This window comes from Streptomyces sp. NBC_01216 (genome assembly GCF_035994945.1).
GTDB lineage: Bacteria > Actinomycetota > Actinomycetes > Streptomycetales > Streptomycetaceae > Streptomyces.
In genome coordinates this window covers 6,973,160-6,999,350 of record NZ_CP108677.1, presented here as the reverse complement: position 1 = coordinate 6,999,350, position 26,191 = coordinate 6,973,160, and the positions used below count along the sequence as shown (strand labels likewise).

24 protein-coding genes, 1 tRNA gene, 2 pseudogenes and 1 riboswitch are annotated in these 26,191 nt (G+C 73.1%); of the genes and pseudogenes, 19 read left to right on the top strand and 8 right to left on the bottom strand.

Annotated elements, in window-relative coordinates; all coding sequences use genetic code 11:
- Positions 1–105 precede the first annotated feature (105 nt).
- From OG393_RS31805 to OG393_RS31790, 4 genes and pseudogenes are all read left to right on the top strand, one after another.
- Positions 106–1,923 carry a methylmalonyl-CoA mutase subunit beta gene (locus OG393_RS31805; RefSeq protein WP_327378158.1) on the top strand — a complete coding sequence of 606 codons (1,818 nt, stop codon included), beginning with the start codon at positions 106–108 and terminating at the stop codon, positions 1,921–1,923.
- A complete protein-coding gene (scpA, locus tag OG393_RS31800) occupies positions 1,923–4,097 on the top strand; it encodes a methylmalonyl-CoA mutase (protein WP_327378157.1) in 2,175 nt (724 codons plus the stop codon). Before OG393_RS31805 ends, scpA begins: the two co-directional genes overlap by 1 nt.
- A gap of 4 nt (positions 4,098–4,101) precedes the next feature.
- Positions 4,102–5,088, top strand: a complete 987-nt coding sequence (meaB, locus tag OG393_RS31795; protein ID WP_327378156.1) for a methylmalonyl Co-A mutase-associated GTPase MeaB — start codon at positions 4,102–4,104, stop codon at positions 5,086–5,088.
- Between the two features lie 129 nt (positions 5,089–5,217).
- Positions 5,218–5,425, top strand: a riboswitch (cobalamin riboswitch).
- A 128-nt stretch (positions 5,426–5,553) separates the two neighbouring features.
- Positions 5,554–5,886 (top strand): annotated as a pseudogene (locus tag OG393_RS31790) (acyl-CoA thioesterase); the annotation flags it as partial.
- Between the two features lie 145 nt (positions 5,887–6,031).
- Here the strand turns inward: OG393_RS31790 and OG393_RS31785 are convergent.
- Entirely contained in the window at positions 6,032–6,589 is a 558-nt protein-coding gene (locus OG393_RS31785) for a DM13 domain-containing protein (RefSeq protein WP_327378155.1), read from the bottom strand.
- Between the two features lie 155 nt (positions 6,590–6,744).
- Here OG393_RS31785 and OG393_RS31780 point away from each other — a divergent pair, with 155 nt between their 5' ends.
- Positions 6,745–7,812 (top strand): NAD-dependent epimerase/dehydratase family protein, encoded by a 1,068-nt coding sequence (locus tag OG393_RS31780; RefSeq protein ID WP_327378154.1) that lies wholly within the window; start codon positions 6,745–6,747, stop codon positions 7,810–7,812.
- A gap of 120 nt (positions 7,813–7,932) precedes the next feature.
- Here OG393_RS31780 and OG393_RS31775 read toward each other — a convergent pair whose 3' ends face one another.
- Both OG393_RS31775 and OG393_RS31770 read right to left on the bottom strand, forming a co-directional pair.
- Complete coding sequence (locus tag OG393_RS31775) at positions 7,933–9,042, bottom strand: sensor histidine kinase (protein WP_327378153.1); 1,110 nt, start codon at positions 9,040–9,042, stop codon at positions 7,933–7,935.
- Entirely contained in the window at positions 9,039–9,785 is a 747-nt protein-coding gene (locus tag OG393_RS31770; protein WP_327378152.1) for a response regulator transcription factor, read from the bottom strand. The genes OG393_RS31775 and OG393_RS31770 overlap by 4 nt, the downstream gene beginning before the upstream one ends.
- A gap of 131 nt (positions 9,786–9,916) precedes the next feature.
- Between OG393_RS31770 and OG393_RS31765 the strand changes: the two genes are divergently transcribed.
- From OG393_RS31765 to OG393_RS31755, 3 genes are read left to right on the top strand one after another with little or no spacing between them, the layout of a single operon-like run.
- A complete protein-coding gene (locus OG393_RS31765; RefSeq protein ID WP_327378151.1) occupies positions 9,917–10,594 on the top strand; it encodes a glycosyltransferase family 2 protein in 678 nt (225 codons plus the stop codon).
- Positions 10,591–11,232 (top strand): TIGR04282 family arsenosugar biosynthesis glycosyltransferase, encoded by a 642-nt coding sequence (locus OG393_RS31760; RefSeq protein ID WP_327378150.1) that lies wholly within the window; start codon positions 10,591–10,593, stop codon positions 11,230–11,232. The genes OG393_RS31765 and OG393_RS31760 overlap by 4 nt, the downstream gene beginning before the upstream one ends.
- Entirely contained in the window at positions 11,229–11,876 is a 648-nt protein-coding gene (locus tag OG393_RS31755) for a class I SAM-dependent methyltransferase (RefSeq protein WP_327378149.1), read from the top strand. Before OG393_RS31760 ends, OG393_RS31755 begins: the two co-directional genes overlap by 4 nt.
- 173 nt (positions 11,877–12,049) lie before the next feature.
- Here the strand turns inward: OG393_RS31755 and OG393_RS31750 are convergent, their stop codons facing one another.
- Entirely contained in the window at positions 12,050–12,484 is a 435-nt protein-coding gene (locus tag OG393_RS31750; RefSeq protein WP_327378148.1) for a hypothetical protein, read from the bottom strand.
- A 5-nt stretch (positions 12,485–12,489) separates the two neighbouring features.
- On the bottom strand, positions 12,490–13,656 hold the full coding sequence (locus OG393_RS31745; protein ID WP_327378147.1) for a molybdopterin-dependent oxidoreductase: 1,167 nt from the start codon (positions 13,654–13,656) through the stop codon (positions 12,490–12,492).
- A 113-nt stretch (positions 13,657–13,769) separates the two neighbouring features.
- Between OG393_RS31745 and OG393_RS31740 the strand changes: the two genes are divergently transcribed.
- Together OG393_RS31740 and OG393_RS31735 are read left to right on the top strand one after the other, a co-directional pair.
- Positions 13,770–15,155 carry a glycosyltransferase family 87 protein gene (locus tag OG393_RS31740; protein ID WP_327378146.1) on the top strand — a complete coding sequence of 462 codons (1,386 nt, stop codon included), beginning with the start codon at positions 13,770–13,772 and terminating at the stop codon, positions 15,153–15,155.
- Positions 15,156–15,268: 113 nt separating this feature from the next.
- Positions 15,269–15,706: a nitroreductase family deazaflavin-dependent oxidoreductase gene (locus OG393_RS31735; protein WP_327378145.1), complete on the top strand. Its 438-nt coding sequence runs from the start codon at positions 15,269–15,271 to the stop codon at positions 15,704–15,706.
- A gap of 117 nt (positions 15,707–15,823) precedes the next feature.
- On the opposite strand, the gene OG393_RS31730 is transcribed toward OG393_RS31735, so the two are convergent.
- Positions 15,824–17,077 (bottom strand): serine hydrolase domain-containing protein, encoded by a 1,254-nt coding sequence (locus OG393_RS31730; RefSeq protein ID WP_327378144.1) that lies wholly within the window; start codon positions 17,075–17,077, stop codon positions 15,824–15,826.
- A 299-nt stretch (positions 17,078–17,376) separates the two neighbouring features.
- On the opposite strand from OG393_RS31730, the gene OG393_RS31725 reads away from it, so the two are divergent.
- From OG393_RS31725 to OG393_RS31705, 5 genes are all read left to right on the top strand, one after another.
- Positions 17,377–18,558, top strand: a complete 1,182-nt coding sequence (locus OG393_RS31725) for a low temperature requirement protein A (RefSeq protein WP_327378143.1) — start codon at positions 17,377–17,379, stop codon at positions 18,556–18,558.
- 163 nt (positions 18,559–18,721) lie between these two features.
- Entirely contained in the window at positions 18,722–19,084 is a 363-nt protein-coding gene (locus tag OG393_RS31720; protein ID WP_327378142.1) for a UBP-type zinc finger domain-containing protein, read from the top strand.
- Positions 19,085–19,356: 272 nt separating this feature from the next.
- Positions 19,357–20,853, top strand: a complete 1,497-nt coding sequence (locus tag OG393_RS31715; protein ID WP_327378141.1) for an APC family permease — start codon at positions 19,357–19,359, stop codon at positions 20,851–20,853.
- A 2-nt stretch (positions 20,854–20,855) separates the two neighbouring features.
- On the top strand, positions 20,856–21,272 hold the full coding sequence (locus OG393_RS31710) for a universal stress protein (protein ID WP_327378140.1): 417 nt from the start codon (positions 20,856–20,858) through the stop codon (positions 21,270–21,272).
- Positions 21,273–21,599: 327 nt separating this feature from the next.
- A complete protein-coding gene (locus tag OG393_RS31705) occupies positions 21,600–22,304 on the top strand; it encodes a YoaK family protein (protein WP_327378139.1) in 705 nt (234 codons plus the stop codon).
- Between the two features lie 303 nt (positions 22,305–22,607).
- On the opposite strand, the gene OG393_RS31700 is transcribed toward OG393_RS31705, so the two are convergent.
- A tRNA-Trp gene (locus OG393_RS31700) sits at positions 22,608–22,680 on the bottom strand.
- A gap of 181 nt (positions 22,681–22,861) precedes the next feature.
- A complete protein-coding gene (locus OG393_RS31695; protein ID WP_327378138.1) occupies positions 22,862–23,518 on the bottom strand; it encodes an HAD family acid phosphatase in 657 nt (218 codons plus the stop codon).
- Between the two features lie 321 nt (positions 23,519–23,839).
- Here OG393_RS31695 and OG393_RS31690 point away from each other — a divergent pair, with 321 nt between their 5' ends.
- The 4 genes and pseudogenes from OG393_RS31690 to OG393_RS31675 all read left to right on the top strand — a co-directional run.
- The gene (locus OG393_RS31690; RefSeq protein ID WP_327378137.1) at positions 23,840–24,658 is read left to right on the top strand and encodes an SDR family NAD(P)-dependent oxidoreductase; all 819 of its coding nucleotides are present in this window, start codon (positions 23,840–23,842) and stop codon (positions 24,656–24,658) included.
- 180 nt (positions 24,659–24,838) lie between these two features.
- Positions 24,839–25,312 (top strand): VOC family protein, encoded by a 474-nt coding sequence (locus OG393_RS31685; protein WP_327378136.1) that lies wholly within the window; start codon positions 24,839–24,841, stop codon positions 25,310–25,312.
- Positions 25,313–25,466: 154 nt separating this feature from the next.
- The gene (locus OG393_RS35565; RefSeq protein WP_442817383.1) at positions 25,467–25,835 is read left to right on the top strand and encodes a hypothetical protein; all 369 of its coding nucleotides are present in this window, start codon (positions 25,467–25,469) and stop codon (positions 25,833–25,835) included.
- Positions 25,832–26,170: pseudogene (locus tag OG393_RS31675) on the top strand (recombinase family protein); the annotation flags it as partial. The gene OG393_RS35565 and the pseudogene OG393_RS31675, both read left to right, overlap by 4 nt.
- Positions 26,171–26,191 lie beyond the last annotated feature (21 nt).

Here is a 26,191-nt window from a genome sequence, read left to right as displayed (position 1 = left end):
GCCCGGCCAGCACGGACCCCCGTCTCGATCAAGGTCACCTCGGGGAGGCCAAGGTCACAGCCACCTCCCCTGCGCTCCTTTGTGGGCCTGGCCTAGCATCCGAGCATGACTGTGCTGCCTGACGACGGCCTCTCTCTGGCCGCCGAATTCCCCGCAGCGACCCATGCGCAGTGGCAACGCCTCGTGGCGGGTGTGCTGAGCAGGTCGGGCAAGGACGTTCCGGACGCCGAGGCGGAGGACGTCCTGTCCACCGCGCTGGAGGACGGCCTGCGCGCCCGCCCCCTGTACACGGCCGGGGGCGGCGCACCCGACCCCGGCGTGCCCGGGTTCGCGCCCTTCGTCCGGTCCGGCCGGGCCGAGGGCAACACCGCGGGTGGCTGGGACGTACGCCAGCGGCACGCGGTGGCGGACGGTGAGGCGGTCCTCACGGATCTGGAGAACGGGGTCACCTCCCTGTGGCTGTCCGTGGGACGGGACGCCATTCCGGCGGACGCGCTGGACCGGGTCCTGCGGGGCGTCTACCTCGATCTGGCTCCCGTCGTCCTGGACGCGGGCCCGGAAACCGCCGCGGCCTCGTCCGAACTGCTCCGCCTCCAGGCGCGCCGCGGTGTCTCCCCCGAGGCGGCCCGCGGCAACCTCGGCGCCGATCCGCTGGGCTCGGAGGCCCGGACCGGGGCGGCGTACGACGCGGACGGCTTCCCCGTCGCCGTCGGTCTCGCGCGGCGGTGCGCCGAGGAGTACCCGGGGATGCGGGCACTGACCGTGGACGCCCTGCCGTACCACGAGGCGGGCGGTTCGGCCGCACAGGAGCTGGGCTCCGCGCTGGCCACCGGCGTCGCCTACCTGCGGGCCCTCACCGACGGCGGCCTGACGCTGGAGCAGGCCCTCGGGCAGCTGGAGTTCCGGTACGCGGCCACCGCCGACCAGTTCCTGACGATCGCCAAGCTGCGTGCCGCGCGACGGCTGTGGGCCCGGGTGGCGGAGGCGTGCGGGGCTCCCGCGGCCGGGGCACAGCTCCAGCACGCGGTGACGTCCTCCGTGATGATGACGGCGCGGGACCCGTGGGTGAACATGCTGCGGACGACGATCGCCACCCTGGCCGCCGGGGTCGGGGGCGCCGAGGCGGTCTCCGTCCACCCCTTCGACCACGCCGTGGGTCTGCCCGACGCGTTCGCGCGGCGGATCGCCCGCAACACCTCCACCATCCTCGTCGAGGAGTCGCACCTGGCCCGGGTGATCGACCCGGCGGGCGGCTCCTGGTACGTGGAGACACTGACCGACGAGGTGGCCCGGGCCGCCTGGGACTTCTTCCAGGAGATCGAGCGCACGGGAGGCCAGGCGCGCGCGCTGCGGACCGGTCGTCTCCGTCGGGACCTGGCCGCGACGTGGGAGGCGCGGGCCCGTCGGCTCGCCGAACGGCGGGAACCCGTCACCGGTGTCAGCGAGTTCCCGCACCTGGCGGAGAAGCCGCTGGTGCGCGAGCCGGCACCGGCCGGCCCGGACGGCGGCCTTCCGCGCGTGCGCCGCGACGAGGCGTACGAGGAGCTGCGCGCCCGCTCCGACGCCCACCTCGCGGCCACCGGCTCCCGGCCCCGGGTCTTCCTGGCGCCGCTCGGGCCGGCCGCCGCGCACACGGCCCGGCTCGCCTTCGCCGCCAACCTGTTCCAGGCGGGCGGCGTCGAGTCCGTCTCCGAGGGGTCCTTCGAGGACAGCGGGGCCGCCGAGGTCTGTCTGTGTTCCAGCGACACCCTCTACGAGCAGCAGGCCGAGTCCGCCGCCGCGGACCTGCGCGCCGCGGGCGCCCGGCACGTCACGCTGGCGGGCCGTCCCGGCTCGTACGCCGGTGTGGACGCGTACGTCTTCTCGGGGTGCGACGCGGTCGCCGTGCTCTCCGCCACCCTCGACCGTATGGGAGTGTCCTGATGGGAATCCCCGACTTCACCGGGATCGAACTGGGGACCCCGTCTCCGGCGGGCAGCACCGAGGAGTGGCGCACCGCCGTGAAGCGGGCGTCCGGCGGGGACGACCCGCGGTGGGAGACGCCCGAGGGGATCACGGTCGAGCCGCTGTACACCGGGCGTGACCTGGAGGACGTGGACTTCCTGGGCACGTACCCGGGCGTCGCGCCGTATCTGCGGGGCCCGTACCCGACGATGTACGTCAACCAGCCCTGGACGATCCGCCAGTACGCGGGTTTCTCCACCGCGGAGGAGTCGAACGCCTTCTACCGGCGCAATCTGGCGGCGGGACAGAAGGGCCTGTCGGTGGCCTTCGACCTGCCCACACACCGGGGCTATGACAGCGACCATCCGCGTGTCACCGGAGACGTCGGCATGGCGGGTGTCGCCATCGACTCGATCTACGACATGCGGACGCTGTTCGACGGCATCCCACTGGACAGGATGTCCGTGTCGATGACGATGAACGGCGCCGTGCTGCCCGTCCTCGCGCTGTACATCGTGGCGGCGGAGGAGCAGGGCGTACCGGCGGACAAGCTGACCGGGACCATCCAGAACGACATCCTCAAGGAGTTCATGGTCCGCAACACCTACATCTATCCGCCGAAACCGTCGATGCGGATCATCTCCGACATCTTCGCCTTCACCTCGCAGCACATGCCGCGCTACAACTCCATCTCCATCTCCGGATATCACATCCAGGAGGCGGGGGCCACGGCCGACCTGGAGCTGGCGTACACGCTCGCGGACGGAGTGGAGTACATCCGCGCGGGCCGGGAGGCCGGACTGGACGTGGACGCGTTCGCGCCGCGCCTGTCGTTCTTCTGGGCGATCGGCATGAACTTCTTCATGGAGGTCGCCAAACTGCGCGCGGCCCGGCTGCTGTGGGCGAAGCTGGTGAGGCAGTTCGACCCGCGGAACGCCAAGTCGCTCTCCCTGCGTACCCATTCGCAGACCTCCGGCTGGTCGCTCACCGCGCAGGACGTGTTCAACAACGTCACCCGCACCTGTGTGGAGGCGATGGCGGCCACCCAGGGCCACACCCAGTCGCTGCACACCAACGCCCTCGACGAGGCCCTCGCCCTGCCGACCGACTTCTCCGCCCGCATCGCCCGCAACACCCAGCTGCTCCTCCAGCAGGAGTCGGGCACCACCCGGGTCATCGACCCCTGGGGCGGCAGCGCCTACGTGGAGCGGCTGACATACGACCTGGCCCGCCGGGCCTGGCAGCACATCGAGGAGGTCGAGGCCGCCGGCGGCATGGCGCAGGCCATCGACGCGGGCATCCCGAAGCTGCGTGTGGAGGAGGCCGCCGCCCGCACGCAGGCCCGGATCGACTCCGGCCGGCAGCCGGTGATCGGTGTGAACAAGTACCGCGTGGACGGCGACGAGGAGATCGACGTCCTCAAGGTCGACAACTCCTCCGTGCGCGCCCGGCAGATCGAGAAGCTGCGACGGCTGCGCGAGGAACGGGACGAGCGGGCGTGCCTGGCCGCGCTCGACGACCTCACCCGGGCCGCCGGAGGTTCGGGGAACCTGCTGGAGCTGGCCGTGCGGGCCGCTCGGGCGAAAGCGACGGTGGGTGAGATCTCCGACGCCCTGGAGAAGGTGTACGGACGGCACGCGGGCCAGATCCGTACGATCTCCGATGTGTACCGCAACGAAGCCGGGGAGTCCCCGTCCGTGGAGAGCACGCGCGCCCTGGTGGACGCCTTCGAGGAGGCCGAGGGCCGTCGCCCGCGCATCCTGGTCGCCAAGATGGGCCAGGACGGGCACGACCGCGGCCAGAAGGTGATCGCCACGGCCTTCGCCGACCTGGGCTTCGACGTGGACGTCGGTCCCCTCTTCCAGACCCCGGCGGAGGTCGCCCGACAGGCCGTCGAGGCGGACGTCCACATCGTGGGCGTCTCCTCGCTGGCGGCCGGACACCTCACGCTCGTGCCCGCGCTGCGGGAGGAACTCGCCGCGGAGGGCCGCGAGGACATCATGATCGTGGTCGGCGGAGTCATCCCGCCCCAGGACGTGCCCACCCTCCTGGAGATGGGGGCGGCCGCCGTCTTCCCGCCCGGCACGGTCATCCCCGACGCGGCAGCGGACCTCGTACGCCGCCTGGCGGCCGACCTGGGGCACGGCCGCTGACCCCATGGCCATCGACATCGACACGTACGCGAAGGGTGTCCGGGAGGGGAGGCGCGCGCTGGTCGCGCGTGCCATCACCCTGGTCGAGTCCACCCGCCCGGACCACCGGGCCCTCGCGCAGGAGTTGCTGACCGAGCTGCTGCCGCACAGCGGCCGGGCCCGGCGGATCGGGATCAGCGGCGTGCCCGGCGTGGGCAAGTCCACCTTCATCGACACCTTCGGCACGATGCTGACCGGCCTCGGGCACAAGGTGGCGGTGCTCGCCGTGGACCCGTCCTCCACCCGCACCGGCGGCTCGATCCTGGGCGACAAGACCCGTATGGAGCGGCTGGCGGTCGACCCGGCTGCGTTCGTGCGGCCCTCCCCCACCGCCGGCACCCTCGGCGGTGTGGCCAAGGCGACGCGCGAGTCGATCGTGGTCATGGAGGCGGCGGGGTACGACGTGGTGCTGGTGGAGACCGTGGGTGTAGGGCAGTCGGAGACGGCCGTGGCGAACATGGTCGACTCCTTCCTGCTGCTCACGCTGGCACGCACCGGGGACCAACTGCAGGGGATCAAGAAGGGTGTCCTGGAGCTGGCCGACGTCGTGGCGGTGAACAAGGCGGACGGGCCCCACGCGACCGACGCGCGCGCCGCGGCGCGGGAACTGGCGGGCGCGCTGAGGCTGATGCACGGCCGGGAGGCGGTGTGGACGCCGCCGGTCCTCAGCTGCAGCGCGCGCGAGTCGACCGGCCTGGAGGAGATCTGGGAGCGCCTCGAAGGGCACCGCTCGCTCCTGGACGCGGCGGGCCGGCTGGCCGCCCGGCGCCGGGACCAGCAGGTGGACTGGGCCTGGACGATGGTGCGTGACGAACTGCTGGGCCGGCTGCACGCCGATCCCGCCGTACGGGCGCTCACGCCGGAGGTCGAGCGCCAGGTACGGGACGGGCGGCTGACCGCGACGCTCGCGGCGGAGCGCATCCTGAGCGCCTTCCGGGAGGGCCGGGCCTGAGCGCGGCCCTCCCGGTGGCCCTACCTGCCGGGCGGTCACCGCCCGGCACGTAGGGTGGTGCCCGCAGCTGGTTCGCCCCGCTCCCCCCTGCCTCCGGCACGGGGGCCGCCGGGCGTCGACACGATCCGGGAGCGAAGCCCGCTCTTCGGTACTTCCGGATCGCGAGAGGGAACCCGGTGGGAATCCGGGACTGCCCCGCAGCGGTGAGCGGGAACGACCGCCGTCATACGCACTGGGCCCGCACCGGCCCGGGAAGCGACGGCCACTAGGTGTCCCCCGGTCGACCCCGGTGGACGTGCCCGCGAGTCCGAAGACCTGCCGCTGCCCGCGCGCCGGTACCCCGTGCGCGCGGCCCAGCACCGCCGCGACTCGCGAAGGAGAGTTGACGTGGCCGATCGCACCGTCTCCCGCCCCGCACGTACGACCAAGACCCCGGATGACTCCCGGGTGGTCCTCGCCCACATCATGAGCGACCACGACACCAACCTCTACGGCACCATCCACGGCGGCGTGATGATGAAACTCATCGACGACGCCGCGGCGGCCGCCGCCGGACGCCACGCGGACGGTCCGGCCGTGACCGTCTCGGTGGACCGGATGACGTTCCTGGCTCCGGTGCGGGCCGGGGACCTGCTGAGCGTCGAGGCCGGGCTGGAGCGCGCCGGTCGGACGTCGATGACCGTCGGCGTGCGTGTCACGGCCGAGCGGTGGAACAGCTCGGGGCCCGCCACCGAGGTCGCCACGGCGTTCCTGACCTTCGTCGCGATCGACGCCGACGGCTCACCGCGTGCGGTGCCGGTACTCGACGTGGCGCTTCCCGGACTGTCCTGACGGACCCGTCGGGCCGCGACGGCGGACCGGTTTGCCGTCCGGCGCGCGCGGGACGCGTCCCCGCCGGCGGGCCGGACGGCGCGCGGCCGTCCGGCGCGGGAGACGCGGCCCGTCAGGTCCGTACGAGACCCGCGGCGCCGAAGGACACGTCGAACCGGTCGCACCAGATGCTGACGCTCGGGTATGCCTCCCAGTCCACGTCGGCGGGCAGCGGATAGTTCTGGTCGCCCTTGTTGCCCTTGAGCTTGCCGAGGCTCACGTGCTTGCCGTCGTCGAAGACGCGCCAGCCGTCCTTCCCTTCCTTGACCGGTGCGTCACTCAGCCACACGCGGAGGTCCGGGCCGCTGGAGGTGTCCAGACCTTCGAGGCGCAGCACCGGGGTGCCGTCCGACAGGCGGACGATCTTCGCGGTGCCGCTGGTGGCGTGCTCGTGGCTGATGAAGGTGCCCTCGGCGAGGGTGACCGGGCCGGCGGCCGGTGTGGTCTGCGGGGACGAGGGGGCCTCGGTCGCGGCGGGCGGCGCGGCCGGCGCGCTCGCGGAGGGCAGCGCCTCGTGCACGGTCTCGTCCACCCACAGCGCCCAGGGCTTGAACCACACCAGCCCGGCGGCGACCGCCACAGCCACGACCGCCGCCCCGGTCCACCACCACTTCCTCGTGACGCGCCCCACGGCGCACCTCCTCGTCCACTCGTTCCGTTCCGGATGTCTCTTCGGCCATCCAACGCGAACACGGGCCCGGACGGGAGGGCCACGGTGATGACGAAACGCTTACGGCGCGGCGTGGGCCGCTCCGCCGCGGCCCTTCGTTCCGTAGCGTCCCCGCCATGCGTGTACTTGTCACAGGAGGAGCCGGGTTCATCGGCTCGCACATCGTCACGGCACTGGGCAGGGCGGGCCACGAGCCGGTCGTCCTCGACGCGCTGCTGCCCAGCGCGCACCCGACCGCTCCGGAGCCGCCGCCGGGGGTGGAGTTCGTGGGCGCCGACGTCAGGGACGCGCCGAGCGTCCGGGCGGCGCTGCGCGGCGTCGACGCGGTCTGCCATCAGGCCGCCATGGTCGGCCTGGGCAAAGACTTCGCCGACGCGCCCGCGTACGTGGGCTGCAACGACCTGGGCACCGCCGTGCTGCTCGCGGCGATGGCCGAGACGGGCCCGAGGCGGCTCGTCCTCGCGGGGTCGATGGTCGTGTACGGGGAGGGACGGTACGAGTGCCCCCGTCACGGACGCGTCCGGGCCGGCGCCCGCAGCGCCGAGGACCTCCGGGAGGGGCTCTTCGAACCGCGCTGCCCCACGTGTGGAGCCCTGCTGGCGCCGGGGCTGGTCGACGAGGACACCCCAGCCGACCCGCGGAACGTGTACGCCGCGACGAAGCTGGCCCAGGAGCACCTGGCGGCGGCGTGGGCGCGAGCCGTCGACGGGTCCGCGGTCAGTCTGCGCTACCACAACGTGTACGGGCCGGGGATGCCCCGGGACACCCCCTACGCGGGCGTCGCCTCCTTCTTCCGTTCGGCGCTGGCGCGGGGGGAGGCCCCCCGGGTCTTCGAGGACGGCGGCCAGCGGCGGGACTTCGTGCACGTGCGGGACGTCGCGGCGGCGAACGTGCTCGCGCTGGAGGCGGCCCCCGGCCTGCCGGCCGGCTCGCTCAGCACGTACAACACCGGCAGCGGGGAGCCGCACACGGTGGGCGAGATGGCGTCGGCCCTGGCCCGGGAACACGGCGGACCGGAACCGGTGGTCACCGGGGAGTTCCGGCTCGGCGACGTGCGGCACATCACTGCGGACTCGGCCCGGCTGCGCCGGGAGCTGGGCTGGCGTCCCGCGCTCGGCTTCGCCGAGGGGATGGCGGACTTCGCCCGAGCCGGGCAGCGGGCCTCGGCCTCGCTCGGACGCTGAGCACGCCGCGGCGTCCGGGCGCGGTCGCCCGGCACGGCCGGACGGCCCGGAGCCCTCGCGTGCCTGACACACGGCTCTCCCGGGTACGGCCCGGTTCGGACGGCCGGGCCGTACCCGGGGTCAGACGGCCGGCAGGGTGACCTCGAAGCGGCAGCCGCCGGGGACGTTGCGGACCTCGGCCCGGCCCGCGTGTGCCTCGACTATGCCGCGGACGATGGCGAGACCGAGGCCCGCCCCCGCGGGAGGCGTGCGGGCCTCGGTGCCGCGCCAGCCGGTGTCGAACACCCGGGGCAGATCCTCGTCGGGAATGCCTCCGCAGCCGTCGGTGACGGAGAGGACGACGACGGCGTCGTCGCCACGTCGGGCCGCGACCGCCACGGTGCCGTCGGCGGGGGTGTGACGGATGGCGTTGACCAGCAGATTGGCGAGGACCCGGGTCATCTCCTTGCCGTCGACCTCGACGGGGACGGCCTCGACCTCCTCCCCCACGAGGAGCACGCCGTGCTCGCGGGCGAGGGGATCGGCCCCGCTCAGGGCGTCCCCGACGAGGTCGTACACGCACATCCGGCTCGGGCTCAGACCGAGCGTGCCGGCGTGGATGCGGGACAGCTCGAAGAGGTCGGTGACCATGGTGGTGAGGCGCTCGACCTCCGTACGGATCTGCCGGTGGTAGCGGGCGGGGTCGGCGGCCATCCCGTCCTCCAGGGCCTCGGCCATCGCCCGCAGCCCGGCCAGCGGGGTGCGCAGGTCGTGGGAGATCCAGGCGACGAGTTCCCGGCGGGATGCCTCCAGAGAACGCTCACGCTGCCGCGAGGCGTCGAGTTTGGCGCTGGTGGCGGCCAGTTCGCGGGTGAGGGCGGCGAGTTCGGCGGTGGCGGCTCCGTCGGGGGCGAAGAAACTGCCACCGTCGCCGAAGTCCCGTGCCGCGCGGGCCAGCGCGCGGCTCCGGGCGACCACCCACCGGCCCAGCACCAGTGCGGTGCCCAGCGACACGAGGGCCGCCATCGCGACGACGACGGTCACCACCCACAGGTCGTGGCTCGACAGGAACATCGCCTGCGCGACCGCCAGCGTGCCGGCGAGCATCGCGGTGACCGTGACGGCGGCGACCACGGTGAGCGAGAGGGCGACCGAACGATGGCGTACGAGACGCAGGACCACGGCCCCGGCGATCCCGGCGCCGGCCGCTCCGGCGAGTGCGAACGCGGCGATGAGCAGGACGTCCTTCATGCCACGTCCCCTTGGTCCGCCGCCTCGCGAGCCGCTTCGAAGCGGTATCCGACACCCCATACCGTCTGGATGTGACGAGGCCGGGCCGGGTCTTCCTCTATCTTGGCGCGCAGCCGCCGGACGTGGACGGTCACGGTGGACAGGTCTCCGAAGTCCCAACCCCACACACGGCGCATCAGCTCCTCCCGGGTGTGCGCCGCGCCGGGGTACTCCAGGAAGTACGCGAGGAGGTCGAACTCCCTCAGGGTGAGCGCGAGCTGCTCACCCCCGCGGGTGGCCCGGCGGGTCGCGGGGTCGACGGTGAGGTCGCCGGCCCGCAGGACCACCGGGGCCGCCCCCGCGCCGAGGGCCGTCGCGCGGGTGCGGCGCAGCACGGACTCGACCCGCAGCACCAGTTCCCGCGGGCTGAACGGCTTGGTGACGTAGTCGTCCGCGCCCACCTCCAGACCGGTGATCCGGTCCTCCTCGTCGCCCCGCGCGGTGAGCATGATCACCGCGACGGGTCCGGTGGCACGCAGCCGCCGGCACACCTCGAGACCGTCGAGACCCGGCAGCATGAGGTCGAGCACGACCAGGTCCGGCCACCGGTCGGCGGCCCGCCTGAGGGCGTCGGTGCCCTCGGCCGTGTGCTCGACGGAGAAGCCCGCCCCCCGCAGGTATCCGGTGACCACTTCGGCCACCGTCGGGTCGTCTTCCACCACCAGGATCCGGGCGGTGGGCTCCCGGGCGCTGCGCTCGTTCATGGCAGACAGCGTCGCACAGGCTCCCGGGGCGCACCGCCACACGGGCGTACGAACGCCGACGTCCGCGTTTCGTAAGGAGTTCCGCGGCCCCGATCGCCCCGCCGCTTCCTACGGTGGGAGGTGTGACACCCATGACCGTAGATGTCGTCCTTCCCTGTCTCGACGAAGCCGAGGCCCTGCCCTGGGTCCTGGCCCACGTCCCCGTCGGATGGCGGCCGATCGTCGTCGACAACGGCTCCACCGACGGCTCGGCCGCCCTGGCGGAGCGGCTCGGCGCGACCGTCGTCCAGGAGCCCCGTCGGGGTTTCGGCGCCGCTTGCCACGCCGGACTGCTGGCCGGTGAAGCCGAGTTCGTCTGCTTCTGCGACTGTGACGCGTCCCTGGACCCCGGGCTGCTGACCGGCATGGTCGGCTCGGTGGCCGACGGCTCGGCCGATCTCGTCCTGGGCCGCCGCCGTCCCGCCACGCCCGGCGCCTGGCCGCTGCACGCGCGGGCGGGCAACCTCGCCCTGTCCCGGCTGCTGCGGCGCCGCACCGGGCTGCGGCTCCGGGACCTCGGCCCGCTGCGCGCGGCACGCCGGGAGGCTCTGCTGGGCTTGGACCTGTCCGACCGGCGCAGCGGATACCCGTTGCAGATGGTGGTTCGGGCCGCCGACGCGGGATGGCGGGTGCGGGAGGTCGACGTGCCCTACCTGCCCCGGGCGGGCCGGTCGAAGGTGACCGGCACGTGGAAGGGCACCTGGCAGGCCGTGCACGACATGCGGCGGGTCCTGGACGAACCGGTGGCCGTCGGCGGTGGGCGCGGATGACCACGCTCCTCGTCATCGCCAAGCAGCCCCTGCCGGGCCGGGTGAAGACCCGGCTCACTCCCCCGTTCACGCCCGAGGAGGCCGCCGCTCTCGCGGAGGCGGCGCTGGCCGACACGCTCGCCACCGCCGCCCGCGTTCCGGCGGACCGGCACGTCCTCGTCCTCGACGGCGAGCCCGGCGCCTGGCTTCCGGCCGGATTCGCCGTGCTGCCCCAGGCGGCGGGCGGCCTCGACGCGCGCCTCGCGGCGGCGTTCGCCACCTGTCGGGGGCCCGCGCTGCTCATCGGCATGGACACCCCGCAGGTCACCCCGGCGCTCCTCGCGCCCGCGCTGCGCTGGGACGCGCACGACGCCTGGTTCGGCCCGGCGGCCGACGGCGGATTCTGGGCCCTCGGTCTCGCGTCCCCGGACCCCGCCCTCGTCCGGGGGGTGCCGATGTCCCGGCCGGACACCGGGGCGGTCCAGTACGAACGCCTGCGAGCGGCCGGACTGCGCGTCGGCACGCTGCCCACCGTCCGGGACGTCGACACGGCCGCGGACGCCCGACGGGTCGCGGCGCTGGCACCGGGCAGTCGCTTCGCGGCCGTGCACACGGCGCTGACGGCCCACGAGGTGGCGGGCGCGGGAGTGGGTACGTGACCGCGACGACCACCTGGCTCGCCGATCCGTACACCGACGCCCTGCGCACGGGGCAGGGACCGCTCTTCCTGCGCCGGGACGACGGCTGGCTGCTTCCGCTTGAGGTCGAGCGCTGGTGTGAGGCGCCGGACCGGGCCGACCGCTCCGTGCTGGAGCGGTCGCGGGGCGCGGTCCTGGACGTCGGCTGCGGTCCGGGACGGCTCGCCGCCGCGCTGGCCGCGGACGGCCGGCGGGCCCTGGGCATCGACATCAGTCCGGAGGCGGTGGCCAGCACGGTGCGGCTGGGCGGTATGGCCCTGTGCCGTTCGGTCTTCGACTCCCTTCCCGGAGAGGGGCGTTGGGGCACCGCGTTGCTGATCGACGGAAACATCGGGATCGGCGGCGATCCGGCGGCCCTGCTGCGCCGGCTGCGGCGCGTCGTGTCCCGTTCGGGTCTGGTGATCGCCGAATGCGCGCCCATCGAGGTCGACGAGCGCTGTGAGGTGCGGGTCGACGACGGGCGGGGGGCCCGGGGGGCGCCGTTCCCATGGGCGCGTGCGGGCGCCGGGGCTCTGACCGGGTACGCGTCGCGCACCGGATGGCGGGTGACGGAGCGCTGGACGGAGCGCGGACGCACCTTCCTCTCCCTCGCGGCGAGCCGGTGAGCTGACACCCGCGCCGCCGGAACGCCGGACGGACCGGGGCCGCGCGGACGGGCGGGGCAGCCGGGCCTCCGGGGGCGGGCGGCGCGCTCCGCTCAGCGGGCGCTCCGACGCCTCCCCCGGCACCGCGGGTCCCGGCACGGCCCCGCTCCCCCGGCCGGCCCGCCGTCCGTCAGTCAGTCGTCGGAGGCGGCTCGTCCACGCAGCCACACCTGCCATGCCTCCCACCACTGCCACCGCCGCCGCACGAGGAACAGCGCGCCGGTGGCCACGGCCACCGCCGCCAGCACGATCACGAGATTCCGTCCGTAGGGCAGCGGAAGCGCGGACGGGTTGGGCGCCGGTCCCGGGCGCAGGAGTACCGGGAGCGTCACGAAGACCACACCTCCGCCGACGATCAACGCCCCGCGCAACAGGCCGCGCTCACGGCGCCCCAGCAGCACCAGACCCACGGCGAGGACCAGCGGGGCCACGATCCCGTCGTGGAGGACGAGCGCGCCGGCCATCCACACCAGGACCTCCCAGGGGGCCGGCTGCGTCACGATCAGCCACGCGCCGATGCCGACGAGCACGAGCCCGAGGCCGCCGGTCACCCATCGGAGCACACTCACCGGTTTCACAGCACCTCCAGGCGGTAGACCCATTTGGTCTGCAGGACTCCGGGCCGGTTGGGTGCGATGATTCGCGCCGGGAAGCCGTGGTCGAGGGAGAGGGGCTGCCCGTTGAGGCTGAGGGCCAGCAGGGTGAGCGGATCGTCGACGTACGTGGTGCCCATGTCCATCACGCGGTAGGCACCACTCTCCTCCAGGGACGTCACCCGCACCGCCGCCGCGTCCGGTCGGGCACCCGCCATGTCCACAAGGTCGCGCACCCGCACCCCGGCCCAGCCCGCGTCGACACTCCAGCCCTCGACGCAGGCGATCGGCAGCTGTGACCGCGCCTGGGGCAGCGCCCGCAGCGCGTCGAGCGTCAGCGCGTAGGGGCGGGGGCCGGCGACCTCCAGGCGCCACTGCGCGAGGTCGCGGGCCGACACTCCGGCGGCGGCGGCCGTCCGGTTCACCGGCAGTCCCATCGGCCCGTGGTCGGGATGGCGCGGCGCCAGCAGGTTGAGCGTCTTCAAGGGGGTCAGGGACTGGCCGACCGTCGTCAGCGTCACCACACCGACCGCGGCGCCCACCCCCAGCAGCAGCGAGCGCCGGTCGGCCGCGTCCTCGGCCGGCAGGGTGAGCGTGCCGGCCGAGCGGCGGGTCCAGTGGGCCTTGATCTCCGGGGCCTTGACGGCGATGTGCAGCAGGATGGAGCCGGCCACCACCCAGGCGACGGCGAAGTGCACCGGGACGAACGAGAACGGCCACGGATACCACTCGACGATGTTGAGCAGTCCGGTCAGTACCTGGAAGACGGCCGCGGCGACGAGGACGGCGACCGACAGGCGTTCCAGCGCGTGGCGTACGTTCCGCACCGGCGGCCAGACGAACAGCCTCGGGTACACGGTCCAGAGTTTGGCCAGCAGCAGGACGATCGCGGCCAGCCCGGTGGCGACGTGCACGCCCTGGGTCAGCCGGTAGCCCCACACCGGCCGTGCCGGCAGGTGGTCGGCGAGCGGGCCGGGGGGATGCTGCAGATAGTGGCTGAGGAGACCGGTCAGGAAACAGACGGCGAACGCCACGCCGAGCAACCGTCCCACGGCCGTCGCCGTACGCGCGTCGTGCAGACGCCCGGTGAAGGCGGGCGGCCGGAGCGGTGGCAGCGCGAGGCGCCGTTGGCGCGGAGAGGAAGTCATGCCGTCCATGACACCGCCCTGGGCCGCCGTTGTGGCGACGCGACACCTTACGAAACCCGAACGCCCCGTCGGGTCACCCCCCGGCCGGCCCGGGCGGCTGCGAGGCTGCGACCATGACACGCCCGCGCCTCGCCGTCACCACCGCTTCGCTCGTGCTGCTGCTCACGGCCCTGACCGCCGCGCTGGCGGCGCTGCTCCACGGGGAGTCGCGCGGTGCGCGCTTCCTGACCGGGTACGCGGGGGCGTGGCTGGTGTTCGCGCTGGCCGTCGTGGTCCTGCGCCACGTCCCCGCCCGCAGGGTCGTTCCCCTGATCATGGCCGGTGCGGTGGCCGTCACCGCCACCGGTCTCGTCGCGGGGCCGCGCACGAGCACCGACTCCTATCGGTACGCGTGGGACGGCCGGGTGCAGGCCGCCGGGATCTCCCCGTACGACCACGCCCCGGCCGACCCGGCGCTCACCGGCCTGCGTGACGCGTGGCTCTTCCCGGGCGCCGCCGTGTGCGCGAAGAAGGACCCGGACCTGGCTCCGATCGCGGACGGTCGCTGCACACGGATCAACCGGCCCTTCGTGCACACCATCTATCCGCCGGTCGCCGAGGGCTGGTTCCTCCTGGTGGACGAACTGTCCCCGACCGGTGTCCGCCACAAGGTCCTGCAGGCCGGCGGCGCCCTGCTGTGCCTGGCCGTGGCCGGACTGCTGGTCGCCGTCCTGCGCCGTCGGGGCCCCACCTGGCTCGCGGCCCTCTGGGCCTGGTGCCCGGCCGTCCCCGTCGAGGGTGTCAACAACGCCCATGTCGACGTCCTCGCCGTCCTCTTCTCGGTCGCGGCCCTCGTCGTCGTGGCACGGCGCCGGGTCACGGGCGGGGTGCTCCTCGGTGTGGCCGTCGCGGCGAAACTGCTGCCCGCGCTGCTGGTGCCCGGGGCGCTTTCCGGGGCGCGCAGGCCGCGCGCCGCGCTGGCGATACTGGTACCGGTCGTTGCCGCGGTCACCGCGCTGTATCTCCCGTACGTCCTTCTCTCGGACGGCTCCGTCCTCGGCTACCTCGGGGGATACACGCAGGAGGAGGGCTACGACGACGCCTCCGCCGGCGGCCGGTACGCGCTGGTGCGGCTCGTGCTGCCCGACGCGTGGGCCCTGCCCGCCGTACTGCTCGCTCTCGCCGGCCTCGCGGTGGCGGTCTGGTGGCGGGGACCTGCCGAAGAACCCTGGCGCGGCGCGATGGTGACCGTGGGGACGGCGTTCCTTCTGCTGACCCCCGGATACTCCTGGTACGCGCTCCTGCTCGTCGCTCTGGTCGCCCTGGACGGACGCTGGGAGTGGCTCGGCGTCGCCGCGGCGGGGGCCGTCGCCTACCTCGTGCCGGGTGCGACGACATGGGCGTACGCGGTGGCGGCGGTGGCCGTCGGGGTGGGCGGGTGGACCCGCCGTCGGGCGACCGGCGTCCCGCGTCCCGACGCCGGGGGCCTGCGGCTGCCGGTGGGCGCGCCCGGAGCCTGAGGGGCTGTCGGGTGTGCTGAGGGGCGTCGGCGGGTCGCCACCGGGTAGTGCCTCCGATACGGTCGTGGCCTGCCGAGGATCACGGCGTGGCCGTCGCCCGGGGAAGGAGAAACATGCCGCTCGAAGGGGAGTACGAGCCCAGTCCCTCGACGTGGGTACGGGATCAGGTCGAGCTCTACGAGTCCTCAGGGGGGACGCGGGGCACCACCATGCGGGGCCTTCCCGTGGTCCTGGTGACCAACCTGGGCGCGAAGAGCGGCAAGGTCCGCAAGACGCCCCTGATGCGGGTGGAACACCAGGGTGCCTACGCGCTCGTCGCGTCGAACGGCGGCGCGGTCAAACACCCCGTCTGGTACCACAATCTCGTCGCGAACCCGCGGGTCGAGCTGCGGGACGGCACGCGAACCTGGGACATGGAGGCCCGTGTCGTCCACGGCGAGGAACGGGCGGCATGGTGGGAGCGGGCCGTGGCCGCGTTCCCCGACTACGCCGACTACCAGCTCAGGACCGACCGGGAGATCCCCCTGTTCGTCGTCGAACGGGTCGACTGACGTCCGTCCGGACGCCCCGCGCCCGGACACCGTGCGGGCGGGGTCCGGGACCGGCGGGCCCGTCCCGGGCGTGCCGGCCCCCCCGGGCCTCCTCCGCCCCCGGACCCCGGTGGCGGGTCAGCCGGTGACCAGCGGGTCCTCCGGGGCGAGTGCCCGCGAGATACGTCCGGCGATCACTCCTGCCGTGTTGCCGTCGGGCGTGTCCTCGGTCTTCGTCGTGGAGACCGCGATGGCCAGGCGCTCGGACGGCAGGTACGCCTGGATCGCCGCGTAGCCGGAGAACGACGGGTTCTGGATCACCCACCGGTTCAGGACGATGACGCCGAGGCCGAAGTGCGTGGCCTCGGTCTGCTTCTGGCAGACCGTCTCCGGGCAGGTCGCGGTGCCTCCGCCGAGACCGACCGTGCCGGGGTTGAGAAGGGTGCGGTAGGCACGCGGGGAGAGGAGTTCACCGCCGCCGAGCGCCTCGGCCGAGCGCGCGAGGTCGCACACGTGGGTGGTGATGACCGCGCCGGGCCCGGTGGTCCAGGAGGGGTTCCAGAAGGTGGACTCCTCGTAGGTGCCGCGTTCGGAGGTGAAGGCGTGCAGCACCGGAGCGGGGATCTCGGGAGTGAAGCTGTTCCGGGTGTCACGGAGTCCCAGGGGTTCCGTGATCCGCTGCTTCAGCAGCACGTCGATCCGGGTGCCGGTGATCTTCTCGAGTGCCTTGATCAGGAGTACGTAGTTGGCGTGGGAGTAGTTCCAGCTGGTGCCGGGCTCGTACCAGAACGGGTGGTCGAGGGAGTAGCCGACCAGCTCCTTGGGGGTCCAGTGCCGGAACGGGTGGGCGTCCAGCTCGGCCAGGAAGTCCGGGTCGGTGACGTAGTCGTGCAGGCCGCTGGTGTTGGTGGCCAGCATCCGCAGCGTGATCCGGTCGGCCTTGGGCAGGCGCGGGAGCCAGCGCTCCACCGTGTCGTCGAGGCGGACCTTGCGCTCCTCGACCAGCTGGAGGAGGGCCGTCCCGATCTGGGCGAAGGCGACGGACCCGGCGCGGAAGTGCATGTCCGGTTCGGCCGGGACGCCGGTCATGGTCTCGCCGAGGGCGTCGGTGACGATCTCGCGTCCGTCGATGGTGACCCGCAGCTCCACGGCCTTCAGCCGGAGTTCGTCCTTGGCCTTGCGGGTGATGTCGAGGATCTGACGGGCCTGGCCGCTGAGGGGGTGCCGGGTCCGCACGCAGTCGCGTGCGCCGTGGCGGCCGGGGTCTCCGGCGAACGCGGGCGCGACAGCGGTGGTCTGGGCCGTGAGAGCGAGGAGCGCGGCGCAGAGCAGGGTTCTGCGGGCGGCGCGCGCACGGGCACGCAGACGTGTGGGGGGAAGACGTCGTGTCATGCCTCGCACTATGTCCGGAAGATGCCCTCGCTCCGGCCGAACACTCCGGGCACCCCCTCAGACCCGCCCGTGTGGGGCAGGCCGCTGGTACGGACCGGGCGGCGCGTCCGTCGCCGGAGCGGACCGGGGACGTCTCCGGGTGCGCACGCGGACCCGGCGGGCGCGGGACCCGGGCGCGGGCGTGATACGGCGCAGCGTCGCAGGCGCCACGGGGCGCGTCGTGGTGTCATACGGGAGTCAGAGCACCCGCGCCGCAGGCAGAGCACCCGCGCGGGTTCCAAGCGGACCGGACGGAACACATGGACGGACCCCAGGCGAAGGCGGGCGTGGAGACCGAGGCCCGTGAGCCACGGCACGCCGGCTGGCTGGAGCTGTTCTTCGATCTCGTCTTCGTGGCGCTGGCCGCACAGCTCTCCCACCAGCTCCACGGAGATCCGGATCTCGGCGACTTCGCCCGGTTCCTGGCGCTGTACTTCCCGCCGTGGTGGATGTGGATCAACCTCACCGTCTCGGCGAACCTGTTCGTCGAGGACACCGCACGGCGCCGCCTGCTCATGCTCTTCGCGATGCTGTGCCTGGCGGCCATGGCCGCGGCGGTGCCCGAGGCGGCCGGCGATCGGGCGGCGGCCTACGCGCTCGGCTACGCCGGCACGCGCCTGGTGCTCCTCGGCCTGTGGTGGCCGGCCACGAAGTACCCCGAGCCCTTGCGGGTCCCACGCTGGCGGCCCCTCGGCTACTGCCTGGGTTCAGCCGTGCTGTGGGCGGTCTCCGCCGTGGTCCCCTCGCCTTGGCGGTACGGGATGTGGGCGGCGGTACTCCTCGCCGAGATGGTGCTGCTGCTGACCGCGCGGGGGCAGGGGGTTCCCGGGCGGCTGGACGCCGGTCATATGGTGGAGCGGGTCGGTCTCTACGTCATCATCGTGCTGGGCGAGTCGGTCATCGCGCTCGTGACCTCCCTCGACGCCGACTGGACGCGGCGGGCCGCCATCGTCGCCCTGCTGGGCTTCGTGCTGTTGGCGGCGTTGTGGTGGTCGTACTTCGACTTCGGTTCCACCGCCGCGGAGCTGACGTTCGGCGCAGCCCGGGGACGTGACCTGTATCTGCTGGCGCGCGATGTCGCCGGCTTCCTGCATTTCTTCGTCACGGCGGCCGTCCTGTGCATGGCCGCGGGGCTGGCCACCGCGGTGGAGGACGCCGGGCACGCGCACCTGCCGCGCGGCGCCGTCTGGGCGCTGGCCGGCGGCCTGGCCCTCTACCACGCCGCCCACGCCGCGATCGCCTTCCGCTTCGGCCGGCCGGCGCGGTCGGTGGCCGTCTGGGCGGTGCCCGGGATCGCGATCCCCCTGCTGGTGGTGGCCGGGTCGGATCACCTGGCACCGTGGCTCGTGGTCCTCCTGATCACCGCCGAAGTGGTGGGCCACCTGTTCTACGCCCGCTTCCTGCTTGGGCACCGGGACACCCTGTACTCCGACCGGGGGTGACGACACCCGCTCCGGGGACCGGGCCGCGCCGCACGGGACGGACGTCCGACGGATACCCGGGGGCGGCCGTGTGGCCGGTTCGCCCGGGCGGGCGGCGGGGCTCTGGTGCATCCGGGAACATCCCGGGCCGGAAAGAGGGACGACGACGAACGAGGGGTGCTTCATGTCTTCCGCCGCGCATCAGGCCGATGACGCCCCCGGACCTCCCCGGCACCCGGCGGCCTGGACCGTCGCGACAGACGGCGGACGTCCGCGAGGGCGGACGTGTGCTCATGCCGGGACCGCGAGCGTTCCGACGGACGAGGTCTCCCGGACGTGCGGCGCGTGTGTCAGGCGCGGCTGGAGCTGGGTACGGCTCCGCTGGTGCGCGACGTGCGGCCATGTCGGATGCTGCGACAGTTCCCGTGGCGCGCACGCCTACGCGCACCATCTCGCGACGGGGCATCCGGTCGCGGTGTCCCTCGCCTCGGGCGAGGAATGGGCCTGGTGCTTCCCGGACGAAGTCTTCCTGGTCCGGATTCCGTGAACGCTCACGGCCGCTCGCACCGGACAGCTCCCGGCGGAGAGTTCCCGGGACCGCACCTCGTGCGGACCCGGGACGACGCGTCCGCCCGGGCCCGGTGACTCCGGACATGCCACCGTGAGGCGCGCCCGAGCAGCGGCGCCTCTTCGCCCTCCCACCCGTGCGGCCGTTCCTGGCATGCGCACGGAACCACAGCTTCCTACCCTGAAGTCCGGCGTATCGCCTGACGCCCCTTCTTTCGAGAGCTGTCAGGCGCAAACGGAACGAGGGAATCGATGGCCGCGCACGACGCCGCACCAGCGGACCGGTCCGCGAGCCTGAAGCCGAACGCGATCGGATTCGTCGACGCGCTGGTCATCGGGCTCAACTCCACCTCCCCCGCGTACTCCCTCGCGGCCGTCATCGGACCGATCGTCGCCCTGGTCGGGATCTACGCCCCCGGCGTGATGTTCGCGTCGTTCGTACCGATGCTCCTGATCGCCTCTGCCTTCTACTACCTCAACAAGGTCGACCAGGACTGCGGCACGACGTTCTCCTGGGTGACACGCGCCATGGGCCCCTGGGCCGGATGGCTCGGTGGATGGGCCATCACGATGACCGGGGTCCTGGTCGTGGGCTCCCTCGCCGACGTGGCGGTGAGCTTCGCCCTGCTCGCCGTCGGCCTCGACTCCTGGGTCGACGACGCCTTCGTGCGCCAGTCACTCACCGTGCTGGTCATCCTCGTGATGACCGCCCTCTGCGTCATCGGCACCGAACTGTCCGCCCACGTACAGAACGTCCTCATCCTGGCCCAGGTCGCCTTCCTGCTCGTCTTCGTGGGGGTGGCCCTGTACAGCGTGTACGCCGGCACGAGCGCCTACGACTCGGTAGAACCCTCAGTCGACTGGCTCAACCCGTTCGGAGCCGGTGGTGCGGCGCTCACCAGCGGGCTCCTCCTGGGCGTCTTCATCTACTGGGGCTGGGAATCGGCGGTCAACCTCACCGAGGAGGTGGAGGACTCCGCCACCGCGCCGGGCAAGGCGGGTGTCTGGTCGACCGTCATCCTGCTGGTCACGTACGTGTCCGTGGGGTTCGCGGTCGTCGCGTACGCCGGTCCGGCGTTCCTGGCCGAGAACGCCGAGGAGGAGGAGTTCATCTTCGCGCAGCTCGCCACCGACGTGCTCGGCGGCTGGGACTGGATCCTCCTGCTGGCCGTCTCCACCTCCGCCATCGCCTCCACCCAGACCACGATCATCCCCGCCTCCCGCACCGCGCTGTCCATGGCCCGCCGCAAGGCGCTACCCGCGTACTACGGGCACATCAGCACACGCTTCCGCACACCCGACGTGAGTACCTGGTGGGTCGCCGGCATCGCTATCGCCTGGTACCTCGCGGTGAACCAGATCAGCGCCAACGCCCTCTTCGACTCGCTGACCGCCCTCTCGCTCCTCATCGCCTTCTACTACGCGCTCACGGGCATCGCCTGTGCCGTCTACTACCGCCGGCACCTGTTCCGGAGCGTCCGCGACTTCCTGCTGATCGGCGTCGGCCCCGTGGCCGGGGCCGCCCTCCTGGGATGGCTCCTGGTGCGCTCGGTCGCCGACATGTCCGATCCGGCGAACTCTTACAGCGGCACCTCGTGGCTCGGCCTCGGGCCCCCACTGGTCATCGGCATCGGCATCGCCCTCGTCGGCGTCGTCGTCATGTGCGTGTGGCGGCTGCGGGCACCCGCGTTCTGGGCGGAGCGCCCAGGTGTCGTCGACCCCCGGCTGGTACTCGGCGAGGAGAACTGAGGATGTCGGTGGTACTGGGATACGACGAGTCGCCGGGCGCCGTCCCGGCCCTGCGCCTGGCCATCGAGGTGGCGGCTGCGTTCGACGAGCGGCTCGTCCTGGTCTACGGGGCCGCCGTCCCCGGCACCGCGGGCGAGGAACACCGCGCCCACCACGAGGCCATCCGCCAGGCCGGCCGGACCGCGCTGGAACACGCGGTCCGGGAGGCCGACCTGGCGGGGGTGAGGAGCGTCGTCGAGGTGCTCGACGCGAAGCCGGCCGAGGCCCTGACCGACGCCGCCGACCGGCACGCGGCACGCGTCATCGTGGTGGGAAGCCGGGGGGAGAGCCCCCTTCGCGGCGCACTCCTGGGATCGACCCCGCACCGCCTCCTGCATCTGTCGACCGTCCCGGTGCTGTGCGTGCCTCCCCCGCCATGACCGCGGCCCGCCGGACGGGCGAGCACGCGAGCCCCCACCTCCGCCGACGTCAGGAGGTGGGGGCCGCTTACCCTCCTACCGCCGTCCGGCCCGGTACGGATGCGGCGGGTGACGCACCCATGCGAGAACGGCCGGAAGCGTTGCCCGCGCGGCCGTTCGCCGGAACCGCGGGGAGTCCGGACCCGCGCGGAGTCCGACGATCCGGGCCGGTACACGCCCTCCTGCCGGCACTGCCTGGTCCCGCCGCTGCCCCTGATCGGCGTAATGCCACGCCGGTCGGGGCGCCGCGCCGAGACTCGGGGAAGCCGAAGCACCGGAGGAGCCACCATGGACACGGACGCGAACCAGAGAATCCGCATCCTCGCTCCGTTCATGGCCGTCCTGACGTTGACGACCGGCGTGGTGGAGGCCGTGTCGGTACTGCAGCTCGGACCGGTGTTCACCGCGGCCCAGACGGGCAGCCTGTTGTTCCTCGCCTTCGGCCTGGTGGGAGTGGGCGGACTGTCGGTCCTGGCCCCGGCCGTGTCGGTCGGCACGTTCGCCGCGGGAGCGGTGATCGCCGCCCGGATCGACGCGCGGCTCGGCGCCCACCGCCATCGGTGGTTCGTGACGGCGCTGGTGACCGAAGGGCTGCTCATCGCCCTCGCCGGCTTCGTCGGCTGGGGACTCGCCCCCTCGCACGGCGCCCCTTCCGCTCGTCACGCCGTCGTCATCGGGCTCCTCGCCCTGGCCATGGGCATCCGTAACGTGACCGCGCTACGGATCAACATCCCCGAGATGCCGACAACCGTGGTCACGCGTGGCATGACGGCCCTGCTGAGCGGTTCCGTCCTCGGCCGCGACCCCGCGCTGAGCACCGGGAGCGCCTCCGTGCACCGACGCGCGGTATCACTCGCGGCGATGTTCGGCGGCGGGCTGCTGGGTGCGTCGCTCATCCACCTGGGGTGGCCGGTACCCGGCGTCCTCCTGCCGGTCGCGGTCGTCGTGCTGCTCCTGGCCGCCGTGCACGGGGCGGGCCGCACGCGTCGATGACCGGAGCCCTGTCCGATGTCCGCGTCCGATGTCCGCGGCGGGACCGGCGGCGTCGCCTCCGCTGCCCCCTTCGGGTCCGCTCACCCGGCGCGCCAGGTCGGGCCGGTTCGTGCACGGCTCGAGCGCCGCGGGCGGTGCCCGTCGGTGTCACCGTGGTGGGAGCGGCACCCGACGCCTCGCCGGGTCGCGCGGCCCCGCTCCCTCGGACGACAGAAGGCACGGACGGCAGACGCGCCGCCCGTGCCGGACTCCCGGCCGAGGCGCGGTGAGGGCGCCACGGGCGGGGGTCCGGCACGGTCTCGGCAGGGGTGACAGGAGTCGAACCTGCGGCATCCGGTTTTGGAGACCGGCGCTCTGGCCTCTGAGCTACACCCCTTCGGTGGGTGAAGCCTCGCACGCCGGGCATCGGCGCCGCCACGGATTTCCGCCGGGCCGTCGGCACCCGCCCACCGGCCCGGGGTGCGCCCGACCGTGGACACGGGGGCCGGTGCGGGCGCCGCGGACGGTACGGGGCCGGGATCGCGCCCGCCGCCACGTTCTCGGGGCGGCCCAGTCGGTCAGTCGAGTCGGCCGTCGTAGTCCGGGAGCTTGAACGCACGCTCAGCGTGGCCGCCGACGAGGTCGCTGGTGTTGTTGCCGATGTTGGCGATGATCGTGTAGCCCTTGGCCTCGATCGCGGCGCGCTTCTCCGTCTTGTAGGCGCTGACCTCGGCGAACAGGTCGGGAAGGTCACGGACGTACAACCCGTCGACCGGATAACCGGCCTTCTTCAGGTTCCAGTCCGTGAGGGAGCGGATGATGCCCGGCCGGGCCGTCACGAAGTAGACGGCCACGCCCCGTGAGTCGGCGTAGCGGACCAGGTCACGGACGGACGAGACGGCCGGGGTGGGCAGTTGCCAGAACGGGTGGAAGTGCGTCTCCAGGGACGTGTTGTCGATGTCGAGCACGATGGCCTGCTTCCGGGTGCCCGCGTTCGCGGTGCGCGCCTCGATCCAGGGGCGCGCCTCGGCGACGACGGCGGCGACGTCCCGCTGCCAGGCGGCGTAGTCGACCGCCTGACCGCCGGCCGTGGCCGAGAGGGCGTGCGCGGTCGCGGCGGGCGCACGGGCCGGGACCGGCTCCGCGGCGGCGGCCGAGGTGACGGGGAGCGCGATGAGGACGAAGGTCGCGGCGAGTGCCGCGGCGGCGCGTGAGGCCGTGGGGCGTGGGTGCATGGGGGGTCTCCTGGGGTGTGAAACCTGTCGACGGCGCGATCCGGGGACCGAGCCGAAGGAGTTGTCATGCTCGCGCAACATGATGACCGCCAGGCGACCTCTTCACTACCGGTCGGTAGCATCTTTCTTCTCGTCGCGTGCGCCACCCCGGCCGGACCGACCCGCCGTCGGTCCTTCCGGGACCGGATGACCCACCGTGGAGGAGGTTCGCGCGGACCGCGACCACCGGACATGTGATCATGAAGCCGCGCGAACGCCCCCGGCGCATGCCCGTACGGCGGACGACGATCCGGACGACCGATCCACGACGGAGGCTCGACGATGGCGGACCAGCGGGTGTACCTCGTGACCGGCGGCGGCACGGGAATCGGAGCCGCGACCGCCCGGTTGCTGCGGGACGCGGGACACCGTGTGGTGGTCTCGGGGCGCCGGCCCGAACCACTGAGACTCGTCGCGGAGGAGACAGGAGCACTGGCCGTACCGTCCGACATCGGTGACCCCGACGCGGTCCGCGCGCTTGTCGAGACGGCCGTCACCACCTACGGCCGCCTCGACGGTCTCGTCCTCAACGCCGGCATCGGGCGCGGCGGAAGCGTCGGCGACGTGACGCTCGAGGACTGGGAGACCGTCATGCGGACCAATCTCACCGGCCCGTTCCATCTGCTGCGCGCCGCGCTGCCCCACCTGCTCGACGCACGCGGCGCCGTGGTCGCGGTCGCCTCGGTGGCCGCGCTGCGCAACGGTGCGGGCAGCGCCGCCTACACCACCTCCAAGGCGGCGCTCCTCCAGCTCTGCCGCTCGCTCACGGTCGACTACGGCCCCGCGGGGCTGCGCGCGAACACGGTGTGCCCGAGTTGGGTACGCACCGACATGGCGGACCGCCGGATGAACCGGTTCGCCGAGGACGCGGGCCTGGGAGACGACGGTGTCGAGGTGGCCTACGAGGAGGTCACGCGGGTCCTGCCCGCTGGACGTCCCGGCGAGCCGCGCGAGGTCGCCGAGGCCGTGGCCTGGCTGTTGTCACCCGCCGCTTCCTTCGTCAACGGGGCCGTACTCACGGTCGACGGAGGCGCGACGACCCTCGACCCGGGCACGCTCGCCTTCGACTTCCGCATCGAGCCACGGGTTCCGCGCACCTGACCCGGTGTCCGGTGCGTCCCCTCGCCCCGGCTTCGCCCGCCCCGTCGTGTTCCCCCCTGCCCCGCGAGAGGGCCGCCGATCCGGACCGCGAGGACCGATGAGTCCCGGGCTGCCGGGCGGTCTGTACGGATGAGGAGGCGCCACGGCCCGGCGCTTTTCGACGACCTTCAGGAGGACGGCATGCCCCGGATCACCCCCACCCTCTGGTTCGACACGCAGGGCAAGGAGGCCGCCGAATTCTACTGCTCGGTCTTCCCCCGCTCGGAGATCAGGAAGGTGTCCTTCTACGGCGAGGCGGGACCACGCCCGGCCGGAACTGTGCTGACCGTCGACTTCGTACTGGACGGCACCCCGTTCACCGCCCTCAACGGCGGTCCCGAGTTCTCCATCGACGAGGCCGTGTCGTTCCTCGTCGGCTGCGCGGACCAGGAGGAGGTCGACGCCTACTGGGCCAGGCTGTCCGAGGGCGGGCAGCCCGGACCGTGCGGCTGGGTCAAGGACAAGTTCGGCGTGAGCTGGCAGGTGGTACCGGCCGTGCTGGAGGACCTGCTCGCCGACCCGGACCCGGCACGCGCCCAGCGTGCGATGCAGGCCATGCTCGGCATGGGGAAGCTGGACGTGGCGGCGCTGATCGCCGCCGCGGACGGAGCCTGAGGCCGGCGGAGCGGGGACAGGGGGCGGGCCGCGGGAGCGCGCGTACCATCGACTGATCACCGACCTCGCCTCTGGAGCCCGGCCCTTCCCCCGCTGTCCCGTCACCCCGCGCCGCCCCCGGGCAGCGGGGGCACGAGGCACCGGAACCGGACTGATGACGGCCGCCGACGTATGCCGGCACGCGATCACATGTGACGACGGCGCCGAAGTCGTCGCGACCGCCGGCATCTGGGTCCGCGGAGGGGCCGCGGTGGCCGGGGAACCCGCCCCCGCGACGGGCGGCCCCGGCACGATCGACATCGTCGTCGCGCTGCCGGTGGCCCTCACCACGCCGCCCTCGTCAACGCGGTCTCCACCGCGACGGAGGCCGAGGTGCGGGCTTATCGGGGGGTCAGCACACAGAACTCGTGACCGTCGGGGTCTCCCAACACTCCGTTCTAGCGGTTTTGGAGTGTCGGCATGGTGGCATCGGTCCTGGTCAAGCCTGGTAACGGGAACCCGTCCGTCCCTACACAGGGGATGACGACTAGCACCCCAAGGAACCCGCTCGGGGGCACGGTCTACACCGAGACCCTTCGGGGTGTGCGGTGCGTCCGGCTCTCCGTGCTCACCGACGAGACCACCAGCCCCGAGCGGCAGCGCGAGGCAGACGACATAGCCGCGGCAGCGCTCAACATCGACTTTGGCGAGGGTGACGGGCTCCGCGAAGCCGTGGACCTTGACGTGTCCGCGAGCAAGATTTCCCCGTTCGACCGTCCCGCCCTCGGGTCGTGGCTCGCCCGTCCGGACGAGTTTGACGTGTTGGTGTGGTGGCGCTTTGACCGTGCCATCCGGTCCATGGGCGACATGCACGACCTAGTACTCCAGTTGTAGATCGCG